Genomic DNA, 18,823 nt, shown 5'->3' with positions numbered 1-18,823 from the left:
TCAAGCCGCGAGCTTGCCGGCGATGGTCGCGACATGCTTGCCCTGGAAGCGGGCACCGGCCAGATCGGCCGCCGAGGGCTGGCGCGAGCCGTCGCCGTCGGCGATCGTGGAGGCGCCATAGGGCGAGCCACCCTTGATCTCGTCGACGCCCATCTGGCCCTGGAACGCGTAGGGCAGGCCGACCACCACCATGCCGTGATGCAGCAGGGTCGGGATGAAGCCGAGAATGGTCGATTCCTGGCCGCCATGCTGGGTGGCGGAAGAGGTGAACACCGACCCCACCTTGCCGACCAGCGCGCCGCCGAACCACAGGGCGCCGGTCTGGTCGATGAAGCTGCGCATCTGCGAGGCCACCGTGCCGAAACGGGTGGGCGCGCCGAAGATGATGGCGTCATAGTCCTTCAGCTCATCGACGGTCGCCACCGGCGCCTTCTGGTCGAGCTTGAAGTAGCCGGCCCTGGCGACCTCCTCGGGCACCGTCTCCGGCACGCGCTTCACCACCACCTCGGCGCCTGCCTCGCGTGCACCCTCGGCCACGGCCTCCGCCATGGTTTCGATATGGCCATAGGTCGAATAATACAGCACCAGAACTTTCGCCATGAGTCTCTCTCCTCGCCGCGAGCCACGGGATCGTGAACCCGCCAGATGTCGCGCGCAGGCTAGTGTTGCCGGTCACTCACTGGAAGCGGCATGATCGACGGAGCGGTCTTGCATCTCCGCAATCAAATCGCGTTGCCCCGGCGGAGCGGCGCGCGCTCTGGAAACCCTGCGCATGAATGCCCCGGGCGGCTTGCCTTCGCGGATCGAAACCCTTAAGCCCCACCCCGTGGGAGCCCGTAGCTCAGCCGGTAGAGCACGTGACTTTTAATCATGGGGTCCTGGGTTCGAGTCCCAGCGGGCTCACCACGTGCAAGGGCGTTGTTCCTGAAGCCGTTTTCAGCAGCAGGTGTTGAGATGACATACGCGAAGTTCCTCCCGGCCACGGCCTTCGTCCTTGCCGTCGCCGCCGCCCAGCCGGCGCTCGCGGCCGGTGCCTTCGAGTGCCCGAAAAGCACGCTGGAGGCTTCCCAGGCGGCGACCATCAAGGCGGTGCTGCCCACGGGCGACGGACTCGACGCGCCGGACGCGCTCGACGCGGCGGTCGATTCGCTGCGCGGCAAGGGCCTCGGCTCCGGGCTCATCATTGATGGCGTGATCACCGCCTATTGCCCCGGCGTCGCGGCGCAGGCTGGGCTGAGCGACGCGCAGAAGACCGAGAAGCTGGCCGGTTTTGCCTCGCGCGTGACGCGCACGGTCTATTCGCTCGACAGCGCCGACGCGGTGATCCTCGACGTCGCCTTCCCGCCGCAGATTCTCAACGACATCAACGCCAAGGCGGCCGCCGCCAAGGTTGCGCCGGAAGCCTTCGTGCGTCAGGCGGTCGACGCTGCGCTGAAGTAATCCCTTGGGCCGGCTCTCATTTTGGGCGCCGGCGCCTCAGTTTCCGGTCAGGCCCTCCAGCCGGGCGATGACGGTCTGGTGGAACTGGTCGAGTGTGTCGATGCTGGTGTGGTCGATGCCGGGCTGGCCGGAGAGATCGATGTTCTCCAGATCTCCGGTGTAGCCCGGTGTCGCCGTGACCGGAACGCCGAACCCGTCCTGCGCCCAGAAATTGATGAGCACCGCGACATTCTGCGGCACCGGGTCGGGCGCGGTGGCATCGAAGGTGACGGCGAGGTCGACCGGGATCGCCTGCGTCTGGATGCTCTCCGCGACGGAGATGACGGCGTTGGCGCCTAGGGAGTGGCCGATCAGGATGACGGGGCCTTCATGGCCCTGCTGCTCGCGCTGCCCGATCAGGGCGATGACCTGCTGGGCCTCGTCCCAGCCGTAGATTTCCGCGTGATAGCCCTGGGCGACCAGTTGCTGCGCCAGCGCGTCAAGCCCTTGCGAGAACACACCGAACAGCCCGCGCAGCAGATAGACATGGGTGTCGGCGCGGGACGGCAGCGGCGCGGCGGCGCTCTGCCCGTGATGGGGCACATGGGCCGGGTTGGCGAGGCCGGGGGTGAGACCGGTGAGGCCGGCGATGAGGACGATGGGGAGCGTGAGGAGCAGACGCGGCAGTTTCATTCTCGGGCCCCGGAGCGTAGGAACACGCCGCTAGATAGACCGGTTTCCCGGTCGCTTGTCATCCCCCGTATGGACGTCGCCCATGCCCGCCTCGACCGCCACCGTGCCGACCTCCCACGCCAGCCGCTACCTGCAGCAGCTCTGCAAGCACTGGGCGCACAAGCTGGAGGTGAATTTCACGCCCGAGCATGGCGAGGTGAAGCTGCCCGAGGGGGCGCTCGCCACCCTGGATGCCGGCCCGGACGGCCTCGCGGTGCGGGTCGAGGCCGGCGACGCGGAGACGCTGGAGCGGATGAAGGGCGTGGTCGTCCGCCATCTCGACCGTTTCGCCTTCCGCGAGGCACCGCTGACCTTCGACTGGCACGACGCCTGAACCCGCCGGCCGGCGCGCCTGCCATCCCGCTTCCCGCTATCCCGCCTTGCGGATGCGGAACGACAGCACGCCGTCCGCGCTGGCCTGCGCCTCCAGCGCGTGGCCGCCCTCGCGCACGAGATGGGGAATGTCGATCACCGCCATCGGGTCGGTACAGTCGACCAGCAGCACGGCGCCGGGCAAGGCGCGCGCCAGCGCGCGGCGTGTGTGCAGCGCCGGCAGCGGGCATTTCAGCCCTTTGAGGTCGAGCCTGTGCGGCGTGTCGTCACGGTCCATGGCAGCCTTCCCGGGTCCGAGTAGGACGCGCAGACGGGGGCGGCAAGCGGAAACCGCGATCGGGCGATGCGACCTGCCGGCTTGACGCCGGCGCCATTCGTCCCACGTGCTGGGGAAAACAACGGGAGGTAGAGATGCGGCTGATCGGATTCGCGGGATGGAGCGGCGCGGGCAAGACCACGCTGCTGGCGCGGCTCATCCCCGTGCTGGTGGCGCGCGGGCACCGCGTCTCCACGGTGAAGCACGCCCACCATAATTTCGACGTCGACAAGCCGGGAAAGGACTCGCACACCCACCGCACCGTCGGAGCCAGCGAGGTGCTGATCTCCTCGGCCAATCGCTGGGCGCTGATGCACGAACTGCGCGGCGCCGACGAGCCCGACCTGCCGGAACTGGTGGCGCATCTCTCGCCGGTCGACCTCGTTCTGGTGGAGGGCTTCAAGCGCGACCACCATCCCAAGATCGAGATCAGCCGGGCCGAGCTGGGCAAGCCCCTGCTGTACCCGGAAGACCCCCACATCGTCGGCATCGCCACCGATATGAAGGTGTCCGACTGCCCGCTGCCGGTGATCGGCCTCGACGATATCGAGGCCATCGCCGATTTCGTCGACCAGCACGCCGCTCCGCTCGACGGCATCGCCTGGCGCCCGGCGGCGAATCAGGGCGCGGGATAGGCGGCGAGCAGGCGCTCGGCCTCAGCGAGGTCTTCCGGCGTGTTGAGGTTGAAGAACGGGTCGAGCGGCCGATCCGGCCATTCCACGGGGAGGGCGCCGATGTGCTGGACCCAGCGCATCATCCGGCGTTCATCCTGCCGCACCAGCAGGCGGCGCAGTTCGCCGCGCGCGGCGACCTGCCACACCCCGATCACAGGATGCTCGCGCCCGCCGGAAACCGCGTAGGCGGCCCCCGCCATCTGCGCCGCCGCGACGAGGCGCGCGGCGAGGTCCAGCGGCAGGAACGGGCAGTCGCCCGGCACGGTAAGCAGGAAACGGGTGTCCGGCGCCACGCCCGCGAGATGGTCGAGGCCGGCGAGGAGACCGGCCAGCGGTCCCGGCGCACCAGCCAGCGTGTCCGGCACCACCGGCAGATCGAGCCCGAACCGCTCCGCCGGCCCGTTGGCGTTCAGCAGCAGCGGCGACACCTGCGGGCCGAGCCTTTGGGCGATGCGCGCGAGGATGGTCTCGCCGCCGAGCCGCAGCAGCCCCTTGTCGCCGCCACCCATGCGCCGCGACAGGCCGCCGGCGAGGATCAGCCCGGCGGGTGTCCCGCTGCCGCTCACGAGGTTGGCCGGGTCAGCAGATAGGCAGAGACGCCGACGAACACCGCCGCGACGATGGCGAGCACCGGCACCGACAGGCCGAGAACCACCAGCACGGCGAAGCTGAACGCCATGCTGCCGGCGGCCACCAATTGCGCCCAGCGCGGCACGGCGCCGCTCGCGCGCCAGGCGACGACCGAGGGGCCGAGGCGCGGATGGGTCAGCAGCCACCGCTCGAAGCGCGGCGAGGAACGGGTGAACAGCCAGGCGGCAAGAATGAGGAACACCGTTCCCGGCATCACCGGGGTGACGATGCCGACAATGCCCAGCCCGACGCACACCCAGGCGAGGGCGAACATCGCCCAGCGCAGAGGTGCCGGAAGGGAAGATGTCTTTGGTTCCCGCTCCGTCATCAATGTGTGCATCACCGCGTCGCCAAGTCGTTCGGCCCCGTTCATATAGTCATCAACCCGCGCTGAGCAGCTTCACCGCCACGTCGCGCTCGAAAATATGTAGCAACAGGCGCAGGAGAGCGCCACGCGGCGACACCAGATCGGAATCGTTCTTGACTGTTTCCAGCGCCTCGGCGCGGGCCCGCAGCAGCAGGTCGCCATGCACATCGAGCCGCGCCAGCTTGAAGCCGGGAAAGCCGCTCTGGCGCGTGCCGAGCACGTCGCCTTCGCCGCGCAGCTTTAGGTCCTGCTCGGCAAGGAAGAACCCGTCCTCGGAAGAGCGCAGCGCCTCCAGCCGCTGGCGGGCGACCTCGCCGAGCGGCCGGCGGTAGAGCAGCAGGCAGGTGGAGGCGGCGTCGCCGCGCCCGACCCGGCCGCGCAGCTGGTGGAGCTGGGCAAGGCCGAAGCGCTCGGCGTGCTCGATGACGATGATGCTGGCCTCCGGCACATCGACGCCGACCTCGACCACGGTGGTGGCGACGAGAAGCCGGGTTTCCCCGGCGGCGAAGGCGGCCATGGCGGCGTCCTTCTCCGCCCCCTTCATCTTGCCGTGGACGAGGCCGACCAGCGGGCCGAAATGCGCCCTGAGGTCCGCGAAGCGTGCTTCGGCGGCGGCGAGGTCGGAATTCTCCGATTCCTCCACCAGCGGGCAGATCCAGTAGGCGCGGCGGCCTTCTACCAGCGCCCGGCCGAGCCGGGCGACGATCTCGTCGATGCGGTCGGAGGGGATGGCGCGGGTGTCGATCGGCTTGCGGCCGGCCGGCTTCTCGCGCAGCTCGCTGGAGTCCATGTCGCCGAAATAGGTCAGCACCAGCGTGCGGGGGATCGGCGTCGCCGTCATCACCAGCACGTCCACCGCCTCGCCCTTGGCGGCGAGGGCAAGGCGCTGATGCACGCCGAAGCGGTGCTGCTCGTCGACGATGGCGAGCGCGAGGTCGCGGAAATCGACGCCTTCCTGGAACAGCGCATGGGTGCCGATGACGAGGTCGATCTCGCCGCTCGCGAGCCGGGCCAGAAGCTCGGCGCGGGCGCGCCCCTTCTCGCGGCCGGTGAGCAGGGCGACGGCGAGGCCCGCCTTCTCCGCCAGCGGGGCGATGGTCTTCATGTGCTGGCGGGCGAGGATCTCCGTCGGGGCCATCAATGCCGCCTGCCGCCCGGCCTCGATGACGGTGGCCGCCGCCAGCAGCGCCACCACGGTCTTGCCCGAGCCGACATCACCCTGCAGCAGCCGCAGCATGCGGTCCTGCGAGCCGAGGTCGGCGCGGATCGCGCGGAGCGCCTCGACCTGCGAGCCGGTGAGCGAAAAGGGCAGGGCGGCGACGATCTCCTCGGAGACCGCGCCGGTGCCGAGGCTCGGCCGTCCCGCCTGCTTCACCGTGCGCGCCCGCAGCAGGGCGAGCGCGAGCTGGCCGGCCAGCAATTCGTCATAGGCGAGCCGCTGCCACGCCGGGCCGAGCGGGCTGGCGTCCAGCGTGTCGTGCGGCTGGTGCACCTTGCGCAGCGCCTCGTGGAAGCCGATGCCGGGCGGGCTCGCCTGCCATTCCGGCAATTCGCCGGTCTGCGCCAGCGCAGCCTCGACCGCGCGCCGGACATGGCCGTGCGCCAGCCCCTCGACCAGCGGGTAGAGCGGCTCGATCGGCGGCAGCTTGGCGAGGCCGGCGGCGTCGACCACCCGGTCGGGGTGGACCATCTGCGCCATGCCGTCATACAGGGTGACGGTGCCGGACACCCAGCGGGTCTCGCCGATGGGCAGCAGCCGCTCCATCCAGCTGCGCTCGGCCTTGAAGAAGGCCAGCGTCAGGTCGCCGGTGGCGTCGTGGCCATAGACCCGGTAGGGGGCGCGCGAACCGCGCGGGGGGGCGACATGACGGTCGACATGGATCTCCACCGTCACCACCGTGTCGGGGACGATCTCGGCCAGGGTCGGGCGGGCGCGGCGGTCGATGGTGGAAGAGGGCAGGTGCAGCAGCAGGTCGAGCAGCCGCGCGCCTTCCTCGCGCCCGAGCAGCCGGTTGAACGGCCGGGCGAGCTTCGGGCCGATGCCGGGCAGGCCGGTGATCGAGGCGAAGTAGGGGTTGAGAATGTCGGGCCGCATGGCCGGGCGAATGTGGACGATGGCGGCGCGCGGTGCAACGCGGCCGGCGACATCACCGATTGTCCACCTGACAGCGGCCGCGCGGCGCGCTAAACACGGCGCCTCCTGCGTGACGCCGCCGCCGCGGCGGCGCGAAACCGAGGCCTAGACATGACCGGAACCACGCGATCGAGCGCGGGTCTCGACGCCCGCCGCCGGCGCATCCTCTACCGCTCCTGGCATCGCGGCACACGCGAGATGGACCTGCTGATGGGCCGCTTCGCCGATGCCTGCATCGGCGAGTTGAGCGAGGACGACGTCGCCGCCTTCGAGTTGCTGATCGAGGTCGAGGACCCCGACCTCTATGGCTGGCTCGGCGGCGGCGTGCCGGCGCCGGAATTCGACACCCCGCTTTTCCACCGCTTCCGCCAGTTCCACCTGTCGGGCGAGGGCGTTCCCGAGATATGAAGACCGCGACCCGATGAAGACGCCCCTTTCCACCCTCGCCGCGCGCCTGTCTCCCGGCCGCACGCTGACCCTCGCCAACGTGCCCGCCGGCATGGAGGGGCTGGTGGTCGCCGACCTCGCCCGCGCGCTGGCGGCGCAGGCCGACGCGCCGTGGCCGACGCTCATGGTGATCTGCCGCGACAGCGAGCGGATGGCGGAGCTGGAGCGGGCGCTCGGCTTCTTCGCGCCCGGCGTCGAGGTGCTGCCCTTTCCGGCCTGGGACTGCCTGCCCTATGACCGCGCCTCGCCCAACGGGGCGGTGATCGCCCGCCGCATGACCACGCTGGCCCGCCTCGCCCGGGTGAAGGGCCGCGAGGCCGGCACCATCGTGCTGACCACGGTGAACGCCGCGCTGCAGCGCGTGCCGAGGCGCGCGCTGATCGCGACCCAGTCCTTCTCGGCGGCGCCGGGCAATGCGCTCTCGCTCGACGACGTCGTCGGCTGGGCCGAGATCAACGGCTTCCAGCGCACCTCCACCGTGCGCGACACCGGCGAATATGCGGTGCGCGGCGGCATCGTCGATCTCTACCCGCCGGGGCTGCCGGCGCCGGTGCGGCTCGATTTCTTCGGCGACACGCTGGAATCGATCCGCGGCTTCGACCCCGAGACCCAGCGCACCGCGCTGCAGATGCGTTCGCTCGACCTGGTGCCGATGAGCGAATTGCAGCTCACCAGCGAGACCATGAAGCGCTTTCGCATGGCCTATGTCGCCGCCTTCGGCGCGGCGCCGCGCGGCGACCTGCTGTATGAGGCGGTGAGCGAGGGACGGCGCTACCCCGGCATGGAGCACTGGCTGCCGCTGTTCCATGAGGGGCTCGACACGCTGTTCGACTACGCCCCCGACGCGCCGGTGGTGATGGAGGCGCAGGACGACGAGGCCGCCGCCTCGCGGCTCGACCAGATCGCCGACTATTACGACGCCCGCCGGCACGGGCTGGAGCATGGCGGCGCCTCCGCGCCCTACAAGCCGCTGCCGCCGGAGGCGCTGTATCTCACCGCCGAGGAATGGAAGGCGCGCCGCGAGGCCGCCCGCAACCTCGCGCTTTCCGCCTATGCGCTGCCGGAATCGAAGGATGTGATCGACCTCGACGGCCGCCCGGCGCGCTCCTTCGCGCCTGAGCGGGCGGACCCGGAGGCGGCGCTGTTCGATGTCGCGGCCGGCTATCTCAGAGACCTCGCCAAGGGCAAGCGCACCATCCTCGCCGCCTGGTCGGAGGGCTCGCGCGACCGGCTCGCCACCGTGCTGGCCGATCACGGCCTCAAGGGCACCCAGACCGTCGGCTCGCGCGACGCCGCCGAGGCGCTGCCGAAAGGCACCATCGCGCTCGCCGTGCTCGGCATCGAGAGCGGGTTCGAGACCGACGCGCTCGTCGTCATCGGCGAGCAGGACATTCTCGGCGACCGGCTCGTGCGCCCCAAGCGCAAGGCGCGCCGGCCGCAGGACGTGATCGCGGAACTTGGCGCGCTGACCGCCGGCGATCTGGTCGTGCATGTCGACCACGGCATCGGCCGGTTCATCGGGCTGAAGACCATCGAGGCGATGGGGGCGCCGCACGACTGCCTCGAAATCCACTACGCGGAGGGCTCCAAGCTCTTCCTGCCGGTGGAGAATCTCGAACTGCTGTCGCGCTACGGCTCCGAGGACACCGAGGCGCAGCTCGACCGGCTGGGCGGCGGCGGCTGGCAGGCGCGCAAGGCGCGGATGAAGAGCCGCATCCGCGAGATGGCGGCCGAGCTGATCAAGGTCGCCGCGCAGCGCCAGACGCAGGAGGCGCCGCGCCTGGTGCCGGCGGCCGGCATCTATGACGAGTTCCGCGCCCGCTTCCCCTATGAGGAGACCGAGGACCAGGAGGCCGCCATCGAGGCGGTGTTCGACGATCTCGGCTCCGGCCACCCGATGGACCGGCTGGTGTGCGGCGATGTCGGCTTCGGCAAGACCGAAGTGGCTCTTAGAGCGGCCTTCGCGGTGGCGCTGAACGGCAAGCAGGTGGCGGTGGTGGTGCCGACCACGCTGCTGGCGCGCCAGCATTTCAAGACCTTTTCCGAGCGCTTCAAGGGGCTGCCGGTGGTGGTGCGGCAGGCTTCGCGCCTCGTCACCGGCAAGGAGCTTTCCGAGACCAAGAAGGGCCTCGCCGACGGCACGGTCGACATCGTGGTGGGCACCCACGCGCTGCTGGGCAAGGCCATTTCGTTCAAGGACCTCGGCCTCGTCATCGTCGACGAGGAGCAGCATTTCGGCGTCGGCCACAAGGAGCGGCTGAAACAGATGCGCGCCGAGGTGCATGTGCTGACCCTGACCGCGACGCCGATTCCGCGCACCCTCCAGCTCGCCATGACCGGGGTGCGCGAACTCTCCATCATCGCCTCGCCGCCGGTCGACCGGCTGGCGGTGCGCAGCTTCATCACCCCGTTCGATGCGCTGATCGTGCGCGAGGCGCTGCTGCGCGAGCGCTATCGCGGCGGCCAGAGCTTCTATGTCTGCCCGCGCATCGAGGACCTCGCCGAGGTGAAGGACTTCCTCGACAAGAGCGTGCCGGAGGTGAAGGTCGCGGTGGCCCATGGCCAGATGGCGGCGACCCAGCTCGAAGAGATCATGTCCGCTTTCTATGACGGGCAGTTCGACGTGCTGCTCTCCACCACCATCGTCGAATCCGGCCTCGACATCCCGACCGCCAACACGCTGATCGTGCACCGCGCCGACATGTTCGGCCTCGCCCAGCTCTACCAGCTGCGCGGGCGGGTGGGGCGCTCCAAGACGCGGGCCTATGCCATCTTCACCCTGCCGGCCGGGAAGCAGGTGACGGCGCAGGCCGACCGGCGGCTGAAGGTGCTGCAGTCGCTGGACACGCTGGGGGCCGGCTTCCAGCTCGCCAGCCACGACCTCGACATTCGCGGCGCCGGCAACCTGCTGGGCGACGAGCAGTCCGGCCACATCAAGGAGGTCGGCTACGAGCTCTACCAGGAGATGCTGGAGGAGGCGATCGCCAACCTCAAGGCCGGCATCACCGCGCCGGTGGCCGACAAATGGTCGCCCACCATCTCCATCGGCACGCCGGTGCTGATTCCGGAGGACTATGTGACGGACCTGCATGTCCGCCTCAGCCTCTACCGCCGCCTCGCGGACCTGGAGAGCGACGCCGAGATCGAATCGATGGGCGCGGAAATGGTCGACCGCTTCGGGACGCTGCCGGAGGAGGTCGAGCAACTGCTCAAGCTGGTGGGCATCAAGGCGCTGTGCCGCCGCGCCAATGTCGAGAAGGTGGATGCCGGCCCGCGCGGCATGGTGCTGACCTTCCGCGACGGGCGCTTTCCCAACCCGGCCGGCTTCATCGCCTTCGTCGGCAAGCCGCATGTGGTGGCGAAGATGCGCCCCGACGGCAAGGTGGTGTTCTCGGAGGACTGGCCGAGCGCCAATGCGCGGCTCAAGGGCAGCGCGAGCCTGCTGAAGGAACTGGCGAAAATCGCCGAGCAGGGGGCGAAGGCGGCCTGATGGCCGCCTCGCCGCGAACACGGCCTGATGGCCGCCGCGCCTCTACGGAAGCGCCTTACTCCAGCGGGCTCTCATAGGCGCCGTCATCGTCCGGCATCACGTCGGCATCGACATCCGAGCCGGGGCCGCTGAGGTTCTCGTAATTGCCGCCCGCCTGATCCATGTAGTCCTCGCTCTTGCCCGAGCCCGGATTGTCCGGCAGCGGGCCGTAGTCGAGGTAATTGGGGTTGTTGATCGGCGGAATGGTGACCTCCAGCCCGCCCTGGGCCTGCTTGCTCGGGTGCACCTCGATCGGCTGCTGCGCCCCGGCGGGCAGCGTGCCCGCAACGAGGAGGGCGGCAAGGGAAAGGACGGCGTAACGCATGGACCTGCTCCAGCACTCTGTCTTCATGAAGCCGACCCCGCCTTCGGGACCCGCAACGCATACTCCCCTTAAGGAACGCGTTCCGGGGCGCCTGTCCAGCGCTTCATAGGCGTGCGGGCGCGCTTTTGGCCGGCTGTGGCGGCGATGCGCGATCGCGCCGGCGGCTTACCCCGGCCCCTGCCACCAGCTTTCCGCCAGCGAGCCCTGCAGGGCCAGCGTTTCCGGCCGCTCCACCTTGCGCCAGCGCGCGACCCATTGCCCGGGCGTGTAGAACAGTGGCACCGAGAACTGCGCGGAAATGAGCACCCGGTCGAGCGCCCGCACGGCGGAGACGAAGTCCTCGCGCGCCCGGGCGGCCAGCAGCGCCTCGATCATCGCGTCGGCGGCCGGGCTCTTCAGCCCCATGAAATTGCGCGTGCCCGGCACATCGGCGGCGGCCGAGCCGAAATAGAACGCCTGCTCATTGCCCGGCGAGAGCGACTGGTCCCAGATATAGGGCACCATGTCGTACTCATAGGTCTGCTTGCGGGTCTCGAACTGCACATTGTCGACGAGGCGGATGTTCAGCGTCACGCCGGCCCGGCGCAGCATGTTCTGATAGGCCAGCGCCAGCCGCTCCTGGTCCTTCGAGCCGACCACCAGTTCGGGGGCGAAGGGCCGGCCGGTGGCGCGGTCGGTCAGCGTGCCGGCCTTCAGCTCCCAGCCGGCGGCCTTGAAAAGGTCGAGCGCCCGGCGCAGCTGCTCGCGGTCGCGGCCCGAACCGTCCGAGCGCGGGGCGCGCCAGGTGCCGGCCATGACCTCGGGCAGCACCGCGTCGGCATAGGGGGCGAGCAGCGTGCGCTCGCGCGCGTCCGCCGGGCGGCCGAGCGAGGACAGCTCGGAATCGTCGTAGAAGCTGCCATTGCGCCGGTAGAGGCCGAAATAGAGGTTCTGGTTCGCCCATTCGAAGTCGAACAGCTCGACCATCGCCTGCCGCACCCGCATGTCGGCGAAGATCGGCCGGCGCATGTTGAAGATCAGCGCGGAATAGGGCTTGGGCGTGCCGGTGGCGATCTCCTCGGTCACGATGCGCCCGTCGCGCACGGCGGGAATGTCGTAGCCGGTCTTCCAGCGGCCGGGGTCGGTCTCGAAGCGTATGTCGTACAGGCCGCGCTTGAAGGCTTCGAACTGCGTATTCACATCCCGGTAGAAGTCGTAGCGCAGGCTGTCGAAATTGAAGTTGCCGCGATTGACCGGCAGGTCCCGGCCCCAATAGTCCGGCGCCCGGGCCAGCAGCACGGTCTCGCCCGGCTTGACCTCGGTGGCGACATAGGGGCCGCTGCCGAGCGGGGGGGTGAAGCTGGTCCGCTCGAAGCTCTCCGGATCGGTGGCGTGGCGGGCCAGCACCGGCATCAGGGCCAGGATCAGCGGCAATTCGCGGTCGAACACGCCGAAGGTGAAGCGGATGGCGAGCGGGCCGGTCACCTCCGCCTTCGCCACCTTGCCGTAATAGGTGCGGTGATTCGGCCGGCCCCTGGCGCGCAGCAGTTCGAAGGAGAACAGCACGTCATCGGCGGTCACCGGCGTGCCGTCGGCGAAGCGGGCGCGCGGGTCGATCTCGAAGGCGACATAGGAGCGCGCGTCGTCGGTCGCCACCGTGCGCGCCAGCAGGGCGTAGCAGGTGAACGCCTCGTCGGGGCTGCGCGCCATCAGGCTCTCAACGATGTTCCAGCGCACGAAGGGCGGCGCCGTGCCGCGCACGATGAACGGGTTGAGGCTGTCGAAGGTGCCGACCGCGCCCTGTATCAGCCGGCCGCCCCGCGGCGCCTCGGGATTGACGCTGCGGTAATGGGCGAACCCTTCCGGATGCAGCGGGGCACCATGCATGGCGATGCCGTGCCGGGCGGGGCCCGCCATGCCCGGCGCCGCCATGCCCGGGGCCATCGTCGCTGGCGCGCTTTCCTGCGCCCGTGCCGGGGCCGGCAGCGGGTATCCGAGTGCCGTCGCGCCGGCGATTAAGACATTGCGCCCGAAGGCGCGCCGGGTGATATCGGACACGCATCGGCTCCCTGTTCAAAGATTCGGCTCGTGCTCGCCACCGGCGTTCTAGCACGAACAGGACACCGAATTCCCCGGGGGTCACTCTGTCGCCTCAATTGGACTTGAGACAGCCCCCTGATTCCGTTATGGCGCCAAGGCGTCCGCTGCCAATGCTTACCTGGTTCGCTCGACAGGAAATCGAAATGATCAAACGCTCCACTTTTGCGCGCAGCCTTGCCGGGGCCTTCATGGTGCTCGCCTTGGCCAGCGGCGCCGCGCTGGCCCAGACGGCCCCCGCCAAGCCGGGCGCCAAGCCCGCGGCCCCTGCCGCCCAGCCGGCCCCCGCCGCCGGCCAGCAGGCCGCCGCCCCGCAACAGATCCCCGCGATCCCGATCCCGTGGGTGAAGCGCTGCCGGCAGGAGCCGTCGATCAACAAGCAGGTCTGCGAGATGGAGCAGACCATCATCACCGACACCGGGCAGTTCCTGGTCCGCTTCGGCATCTTCGAGGTGCAGGATGATCCGAAGAAGGCCTTCACCGTGGCCTTCCCGACCGGTCTGCTGCTGCGCAACGGTTTCCGCGTGGCGCTGGCCAACGAGCAGCCGATCCTCGGCACCTTCGTGATGTGCGACGAGCGTTTCTGCCGCGGCGACATCCAGGTCGACCAGGGCTTCGTCGACCGCATGAAGAAGGCGCCGGGCCTGACGCTGCAGGTTGCCAACGCGGTCGGCCGGCTGATCTCCTACCCGATCGGGCTCGGCGACTTCGCCAAGGTCTATGACGGCCCGCAGACCGACCAGAAGGCGTTCGAGGCGCAGATCGCCAAGATCCAGGAACAGGTCAAGGCCCGCCAGGACGCGCTCAAGGCCGAGGCCGAGCAGCGCGAGCAGCAGACCAAGGCCGGCCTTGAGAAGCTGGGCGCCGAGAAGCTGAAGAACGCGCCGGCGCAGTAGCTCCGACCCGCCGGACATGCGAGCGCCCGGCCTTGAGCCGGGCGTTTTCGTTTCTGGCGGACCGTGAGCGGGGGGCGCCGGGCCGGCTATTGAAGCCTTTCGCTGCGCACCCGCCAGCCGCCATCGCCATCGGCGGCCAGCATTTCCTCGACCTGGGGGTGGCGCACCGGATCGCCCGAGATGTCGAGTTCCAGATTCTGCTCCGAGACATAGGCGACGTATTCCGTCTCCGCGTTCTCGGCCAGCAGGTGGTAGAAGGGCTGGTCCTTGGTCGGGCGGATATGCTCGGGGATCGATTCCCACCATTCGTCGGTATTGGCGAATTCGGGATCGACGTCGAAGACCACGCCGCGAAACGGGTAGTGCCGGTGCCGGACGACCTGACCGATGCGGTATTTGGCGTTCCGCTCTTTCATCATCACTTCGTCCGCCTTTCCTGCGCGCGACCCGTACCGGGCGACGCCAGAACCTGTCAACCGCAGGCCGTGCCGGCGATGATGCAACGAGCGTGCCCAGCCGCAGTTCGATACCCCCCGAAGATCGCGGTTGACCGCGATCCGCCGAGCCGATAGCGAGCCGGCATGGGCGAGGTCCTGGCGCTTGCGCTTCCCTTCTTCGGCGTGATCTTCCTGGGGCTGGGATGCGGCCGGCTGGCGCGCATCCCGGAAAGCGGGCTCGCCTGGCTCAGCTTCTTCATCATCTATGTCGCCTTGCCGGCCCTGTTCTTCTCGCTGGTGGCGCGCACCCCGTTTCACGAATTGACCAACGGCTCCTTCATCCTGGCAACGACGGCGACGACGGCGGTGTGCTTCACCCTGTCGCTGCTCATCGGCCTGTGGCTGCGGCACGGCAACCTGCCCGAGGCGTCGATCGCCGCCATCGTCGGCTCCTATTCCAATGTCGGCTATATGGGGCCGGGGCTCACCCTCGGCGCGCTGGGCGCCGCCGCCTCGGTGCCGACGGCGCTGATCTTCGTGTTCGACAGCCTGTTCTTCTTCACCATCGTGCCGGTGCTGATGGCGGTGAGCGGGCGCGACCAGCACCGGCTCGGCCAGACCCTGCTGCTGGTGGTGCGCCGCGTGGTCACCCATCCGTTCAACATCGCGACGTTCCTCGGCGTGGTCTCGGCCTATTTCGAGTTCCAGCCGCCGGCGGCCATCGACAAGACGCTGGAATTCCTGCGCAACGCTGCCGCGCCCTGCGCGCTGTTCACCCTCGGCGTGTCGGTCGCGCTGCGGCCGATGGGACGCGTGGGGGGCGAGGTGCCTTGGCTGCTGGCGATCAAGCTGGTCATCCACCCGGCGCTGATCTGGCTGGTGCTCAGCCTGGTCGGCGGGTTCGATCCGGTGTGGATCGCCACCGCCGTGCTGATGGCGAGCCTGCCGCCGGCGCTGAACGCCTTCATCATGGCCAAGCAGTACGACACCTATGTCGCCGGCGCCTCGGGCGGGGTGCTGGTCGGCACCGTCGTCTCGGTGGCGACGGTGACGGCGATGCTCTACGCCATCCAGCACGACATGCTGCCGCACGGGCTGCTGCAATAGGAGAGACCGTCTTCGGTGAACCGGGTTCGCCGAAGACGGCGCCAACTTGCTGGATTCAAAGCGGCTTGCCGGCGAGAAGGCGGGGCACGTCGCGGCTCGGGCCGACCCCCTCGCGCATCACCATCCGCCGCAGGCCCGGCGACTGGCCGAGCATCCAGAGGCCGAGCCCGCGCAGGCCGGCGACGGGGAGCAGATCCGACAGCAGCGAGCGGTTGAACAGGTCCACCGCGAAGCCGCGCGAGGCGACATCGCCGCGCCGCCGCCGCTCATAGGCGTCGGTCACCTCCGCCGCCCCGATGTCGCGCCCGGCGCGGGCGGCGTCGCTCACCAGTTCCGCCAGCGTCGCCGCGTCGCGAATGCCGAGATTGAGTCCCTGCGCGCCGATGGGCGGGATGATGTGGGCAGCCTCGCCGATCAGCGCGATGCGGCCCCTGGCGAAGCGCGTGGCGGTGCGCTGGCCGAGCGGGAAGCTGCCGCGCGGCGAATCGAGTCGCATGCGCCCCAGCAGCGAATGCGCCTTGCGCTCCATCGCCCGCGCGAAGGCCTCGTCGTCCAGCGCCGCCAGCGCCTCGGCCTCGCGGGCCGAGACGACGCAGACCACGCTGGAACGATCCCCCGGCAGCGGCACGAGGGTGAAGGGCCCGGTGCGGGTGTGAAACTCGGTCGAGATGTCACGATGCGGCCGGCTGTGGGCCAGCGTGGCGGTGACCGCCACCTGGGGATAGGCGCGCGTCGTCACCTCGATGCCCGCCGCACGCCGACAGGGCGAGTTGCGCCCGTCCGCCGCCGCCACCAGCGCGGCCGGGAGCGTGCCGCCCGCGTCGAGTTCCAGCGTGACCTCGCCGGGCGTCTCCGCGACACCGGTGACGCTGGCGGACATCCGCGCGATGCCGGCGGTGCCGGCGACGGCCGCGTCCAGCGCGGCCAGCAGGGTCTCGTTCTCGAGGTTCCAGGCAAAGCCGTCGAGGCCGAGTTCGCTGGCCCGGAAATCGACCTCCGGCGCGCGGATCAGGCGGCCCGTATCGTCGACCAGCCGCATCACCCGCAGCGGCGCCGCCTGGGCGCGCAGGCCGTCCCACAGGCCGAGGGCGTCGAGCGCCCGGACCGAGCCGTCCATCAGCGCCGTGGTGCGTGGGTCGGGCGCGCGCGGCGGGGCGATGAGCTTGACCGCGAGGCCCCCCGCGGCCAGAGCGAGGGCGGCGACGAGCCCGCTCGCGCCCCCGCCGACCACTGCAACCGTCTGCTGCCGTCGCGGGTCAGATGACATGTGCCTCGCTCCGCCTCTCCGGGACTGTATGCCGAACCTGTAGTGTGGGATAAGCAGGCCTGCGTGGTCTGGCAATGCGGATCACCGCGGGCACATGCTATATGACGGATGCAGAACAGGCAGGCGGCGATCCCTCGGGGCCCGCGGTGGTGGGAGAAGAACCGGTGGCGATGACAACCAAGTCGCTCAGCCCGCGTCCGGCCGGGCGCCGCACGCTGGCCTTCGCCGTTCACATCTTCACCGCCTCCGGCGCCGTCTGCGGGCTGATGGCGCTGATGGCGGCGGTCGAGGGCCACTGGTCGATCATGTTCGCCTGGCTCGGCCTGGCGCTGTTCGTCGACGGCATCGACGGCACCATGGCGCGCCGGGCCAAGGTGGTGGAAGTGCTGCCGCGCTGGTCCGGCGACACGCTCGACCTGGTGGTCGACTACCTCACTTACTGCCTCGTGCCGGCCTTCGCGGTGGCCAGCGGCGGGCTGATGCCGTTCTGGCTGGCGATGATCTCCAGCGCCGCGATCCTGCTGACCAGCGCGCTGTATTTCGCCGACACCTCGATGAAGACGGACGACCTGTATTTCCAGGGCTTCCCGGCGGTGTGGAACGTGGTGGTGTTCTACTTCTTCCTGGTGCCGCTCAGCCCCTGGGCGATTGCCGGCATCATCGCGGTGCTGTCGGTACTCACCTTCCTGCCGATCAAGTTCGTCCATCCGTTCCGCGTGGTGCGGCTGCGCCTCGTCACCCTTGCGCTGCTGGCGCTGTGGGCGGTGCTGGCGATGGTCGCCGTGGTCGAGGACATGCGGCCGGATTTGTGGGTGACCGTCGGGCTGTGCGCCTGCGCGGCCTATTTCACCCTGTTCGGGGTGATTCCCGCGCGCCGCGGCGCCGCGCCCCCGGGCGCCTGAGGCGCGGGGCGGGCACACGGTTTCCCTTGCTGGCAGGAGAGCATGATGGCTTCGGCAATTCGTATCCACGAGATTGGCGGCCCCGAGGTGCTGACGCTGGAGGAGATCACCCTCGGCGCGCCGGGGCCGGGCGAGGTGAAGCTGCGCCACACGGCGATCGGCCTCAACTTCATCGACACCTATTTCCGCAGCGGCCTCTACAAGGCGCCGAACGGGCTGCCCTTCATTCCCGGCAACGAAGCGGCGGGGGTGGTCACCGAGATCGGCGAGGGGGTGGCCGGGCTCAAGCCGGGCGACCGGGTCGCCTATGGCTCGGCGCTGGGCGCCTATTGCTCGGAGCGGATCATGTCCGCCGCCCCGCTGGTCAGGCTGCCCGATTCGATCGCGGACGAGACCGCGGCGGCGATGATGCTCAAGGGCATGACCGCCCGCTACCTGCTGCGCCAGACCTACAAGGTGGCGGCCGGCGACACGCTGCTGGTGCACGCGGCGGCCGGCGGCGTCGGCCAGATCCTGTGCCAGTGGGCGGCGCATCTCGGCGCCACCGTCATCGGCACGGTGGGGTCGGCGGCGAAGGCGGAGATCGCCAAGGCCTGCGGCGCGGCCTATGTCATCAACTACAGCGAGGAGGACTTCGTCGCGCGGGTGAGGGAGATCACCGAGGGAGCGCTGTGCGATGTCGTCTATGACGGGGTGGGGCAGGCGACCTACCCGGCCTCGCTCGACTGCATCAAGCCGCGCGGCCTGTTCGCCAGCTTCGGCAACGCTTCCGGGGCGATCAAGGATTTCAGCCTGCTGGCGCTGTCGCAGAAGGGCTCGCTCTACGCCACGCGGCCGACGCTGGTCACCCACATCGCCACCCGCGAGGACCTGCTGGCCAATGCCGACGACCTGTTCGAGGTGGTCGGCAGCGGCGTGGTGAAGATCCCGGTCAACCAGCGCTACCGCCTCGCCGACGCCGCCGAGGCGCATCGCGACCTCGAATCCCGGCGTACCACCGGCTCCACCGTGCTGATCCCATGACGGTGCGACACGCCCGTGGCTGACGCAAATCGCGCCAGATTCCGGACCGGCCGGATCAGACTTTAGGCTTGCTCCCCGGTTCGGTCCTGCCATGCTGCGGGTGTACCGCCACCACAGAACGAGCCCACAGCATCCAGCGCATGAATCTTGAATCGCGGCGACTTTCCCAGCAGATACGCGGTTGCGGTGCCCGGCGCCGGCGGTTTTGC

19 protein-coding genes and 1 tRNA gene are annotated in these 18,823 nt (G+C 69.7%); 10 read left to right on the top strand and 10 right to left on the bottom strand.

Annotated elements, in window-relative coordinates; translation table 11 throughout:
* The gene (gene wrbA, locus KHC23_RS12530; RefSeq protein ID WP_213372946.1) at window positions 1–600 is read right to left on the bottom strand and encodes an NAD(P)H:quinone oxidoreductase; all 600 of its coding nucleotides are present in this window, start codon (window positions 598–600) and stop codon (window positions 1–3) included.
* A gap of 230 nt (window positions 601–830) precedes the next feature.
* Between wrbA and KHC23_RS12525 the strand changes: the two genes are divergently transcribed.
* Window positions 831–906, top strand: a tRNA-Lys gene (locus KHC23_RS12525).
* 48 nt (window positions 907–954) lie between these two features.
* Window positions 955–1,440, top strand: a complete 486-nt coding sequence (locus KHC23_RS12520) for a hypothetical protein (RefSeq protein WP_213372944.1) — start codon at window positions 955–957, stop codon at window positions 1,438–1,440.
* 36 nt (window positions 1,441–1,476) lie between these two features.
* Here KHC23_RS12520 and KHC23_RS12515 read toward each other — a convergent pair whose 3' ends face one another.
* Window positions 1,477–2,112 carry a lipase family protein gene (locus KHC23_RS12515; protein WP_213372942.1) on the bottom strand — a complete coding sequence of 212 codons (636 nt, stop codon included), beginning with the start codon at window positions 2,110–2,112 and terminating at the stop codon, window positions 1,477–1,479.
* An 82-nt stretch (window positions 2,113–2,194) separates the two neighbouring features.
* Here KHC23_RS12515 and KHC23_RS12510 point away from each other — a divergent pair, with 82 nt between their 5' ends.
* Window positions 2,195–2,485, top strand: coding sequence for a DUF2218 domain-containing protein (locus tag KHC23_RS12510; RefSeq protein WP_213372940.1), 291 nt, complete (start codon window positions 2,195–2,197; stop codon window positions 2,483–2,485).
* A 36-nt stretch (window positions 2,486–2,521) separates the two neighbouring features.
* Here KHC23_RS12510 and KHC23_RS12505 read toward each other — a convergent pair whose 3' ends face one another.
* Complete coding sequence (locus tag KHC23_RS12505) at window positions 2,522–2,761, bottom strand: sulfurtransferase TusA family protein (protein ID WP_213372938.1); 240 nt, start codon at window positions 2,759–2,761, stop codon at window positions 2,522–2,524.
* Between the two features lie 134 nt (window positions 2,762–2,895).
* Here KHC23_RS12505 and mobB point away from each other — a divergent pair, with 134 nt between their 5' ends.
* Window positions 2,896–3,435: a molybdopterin-guanine dinucleotide biosynthesis protein B gene (mobB, locus tag KHC23_RS12500; protein ID WP_213372936.1), complete on the top strand. Its 540-nt coding sequence runs from the start codon at window positions 2,896–2,898 to the stop codon at window positions 3,433–3,435.
* On the opposite strand, the gene mobA is transcribed toward mobB, so the two are convergent.
* Genes mobA through recG form a run of 3 tightly spaced genes read right to left on the bottom strand, consistent with a single transcriptional unit; the run spans window position 3,420 to window position 6,566 of the window.
* Window positions 3,420–4,040, bottom strand: a complete 621-nt coding sequence (mobA, locus tag KHC23_RS12495; RefSeq protein WP_271188624.1) for a molybdenum cofactor guanylyltransferase MobA — start codon at window positions 4,038–4,040, stop codon at window positions 3,420–3,422. The genes mobB and mobA overlap by 16 nt on opposite strands.
* Window positions 4,037–4,477, bottom strand: coding sequence for a YbaN family protein (locus KHC23_RS12490; RefSeq protein WP_246544527.1), 441 nt, complete (start codon window positions 4,475–4,477; stop codon window positions 4,037–4,039). Before KHC23_RS12490 ends, mobA begins: the two co-directional genes overlap by 4 nt.
* Before the next feature lie 7 nt (window positions 4,478–4,484).
* Window positions 4,485–6,566 (bottom strand): ATP-dependent DNA helicase RecG, encoded by a 2,082-nt coding sequence (gene recG, locus KHC23_RS12485; RefSeq protein ID WP_213372934.1) that lies wholly within the window; start codon window positions 6,564–6,566, stop codon window positions 4,485–4,487.
* 150 nt (window positions 6,567–6,716) lie between these two features.
* Here recG and KHC23_RS12480 point away from each other — a divergent pair, with 150 nt between their 5' ends.
* Window positions 6,717–7,013: an FAD assembly factor SdhE gene (locus tag KHC23_RS12480; RefSeq protein WP_213372932.1), complete on the top strand. Its 297-nt coding sequence runs from the start codon at window positions 6,717–6,719 to the stop codon at window positions 7,011–7,013.
* Window positions 7,014–7,026: 13 nt separating this feature from the next.
* Complete coding sequence (gene mfd / locus KHC23_RS12475; RefSeq protein WP_213372930.1) at window positions 7,027–10,542, top strand: transcription-repair coupling factor; 3,516 nt, start codon at window positions 7,027–7,029, stop codon at window positions 10,540–10,542.
* A 55-nt stretch (window positions 10,543–10,597) separates the two neighbouring features.
* On the opposite strand, the gene KHC23_RS12470 is transcribed toward mfd, so the two are convergent.
* Together KHC23_RS12470 and KHC23_RS12465 are read right to left on the bottom strand one after the other, a co-directional pair.
* Window positions 10,598–10,906: a hypothetical protein gene (locus tag KHC23_RS12470; RefSeq protein ID WP_213372928.1), complete on the bottom strand. Its 309-nt coding sequence runs from the start codon at window positions 10,904–10,906 to the stop codon at window positions 10,598–10,600.
* A 165-nt stretch (window positions 10,907–11,071) separates the two neighbouring features.
* Entirely contained in the window at window positions 11,072–12,772 is a 1,701-nt protein-coding gene (locus tag KHC23_RS12465; RefSeq protein WP_213373237.1) for an extracellular solute-binding protein, read from the bottom strand.
* Window positions 12,773–13,128: 356 nt separating this feature from the next.
* Here KHC23_RS12465 and KHC23_RS12460 point away from each other — a divergent pair, with 356 nt between their 5' ends.
* Entirely contained in the window at window positions 13,129–13,878 is a 750-nt protein-coding gene (locus KHC23_RS12460; protein ID WP_213372926.1) for an invasion associated locus B family protein, read from the top strand.
* An 86-nt stretch (window positions 13,879–13,964) separates the two neighbouring features.
* Here the strand turns inward: KHC23_RS12460 and hspQ are convergent, their stop codons facing one another.
* A complete protein-coding gene (hspQ, locus tag KHC23_RS12455; RefSeq protein ID WP_213373236.1) occupies window positions 13,965–14,294 on the bottom strand; it encodes a heat shock protein HspQ in 330 nt (109 codons plus the stop codon).
* Window positions 14,295–14,459: 165 nt separating this feature from the next.
* On the opposite strand from hspQ, the gene KHC23_RS12450 reads away from it, so the two are divergent.
* Window positions 14,460–15,422, top strand: a complete 963-nt coding sequence (locus tag KHC23_RS12450) for an AEC family transporter (protein WP_213372924.1) — start codon at window positions 14,460–14,462, stop codon at window positions 15,420–15,422.
* A 55-nt stretch (window positions 15,423–15,477) separates the two neighbouring features.
* Here the strand turns inward: KHC23_RS12450 and KHC23_RS12445 are convergent, their stop codons facing one another.
* Window positions 15,478–16,689, bottom strand: coding sequence for a UbiH/UbiF family hydroxylase (locus tag KHC23_RS12445; protein ID WP_213372922.1), 1,212 nt, complete (start codon window positions 16,687–16,689; stop codon window positions 15,478–15,480).
* A 170-nt stretch (window positions 16,690–16,859) separates the two neighbouring features.
* On the opposite strand from KHC23_RS12445, the gene KHC23_RS12440 reads away from it, so the two are divergent.
* Together KHC23_RS12440 and KHC23_RS12435 are read left to right on the top strand one after the other, a co-directional pair.
* Entirely contained in the window at window positions 16,860–17,591 is a 732-nt protein-coding gene (locus KHC23_RS12440; RefSeq protein WP_213373235.1) for a CDP-alcohol phosphatidyltransferase family protein, read from the top strand.
* Window positions 17,592–17,636: 45 nt separating this feature from the next.
* On the top strand, window positions 17,637–18,614 hold the full coding sequence (locus KHC23_RS12435) for a quinone oxidoreductase family protein (RefSeq protein ID WP_213372920.1): 978 nt from the start codon (window positions 17,637–17,639) through the stop codon (window positions 18,612–18,614).
* The last annotated feature ends 209 nt before the right edge of the window (window positions 18,615–18,823 follow it).

The sequence above is a fragment of the Ancylobacter dichloromethanicus genome (genome assembly GCF_018390645.1).
In the GTDB taxonomy this organism is placed as follows: Bacteria; Pseudomonadota; Alphaproteobacteria; order Rhizobiales; family Xanthobacteraceae; genus Ancylobacter; species Ancylobacter dichloromethanicus.
The sequence above is the reverse complement of the archived record's forward strand: the minus strand, read 5'-3'. Positions and strand labels throughout refer to the sequence as shown.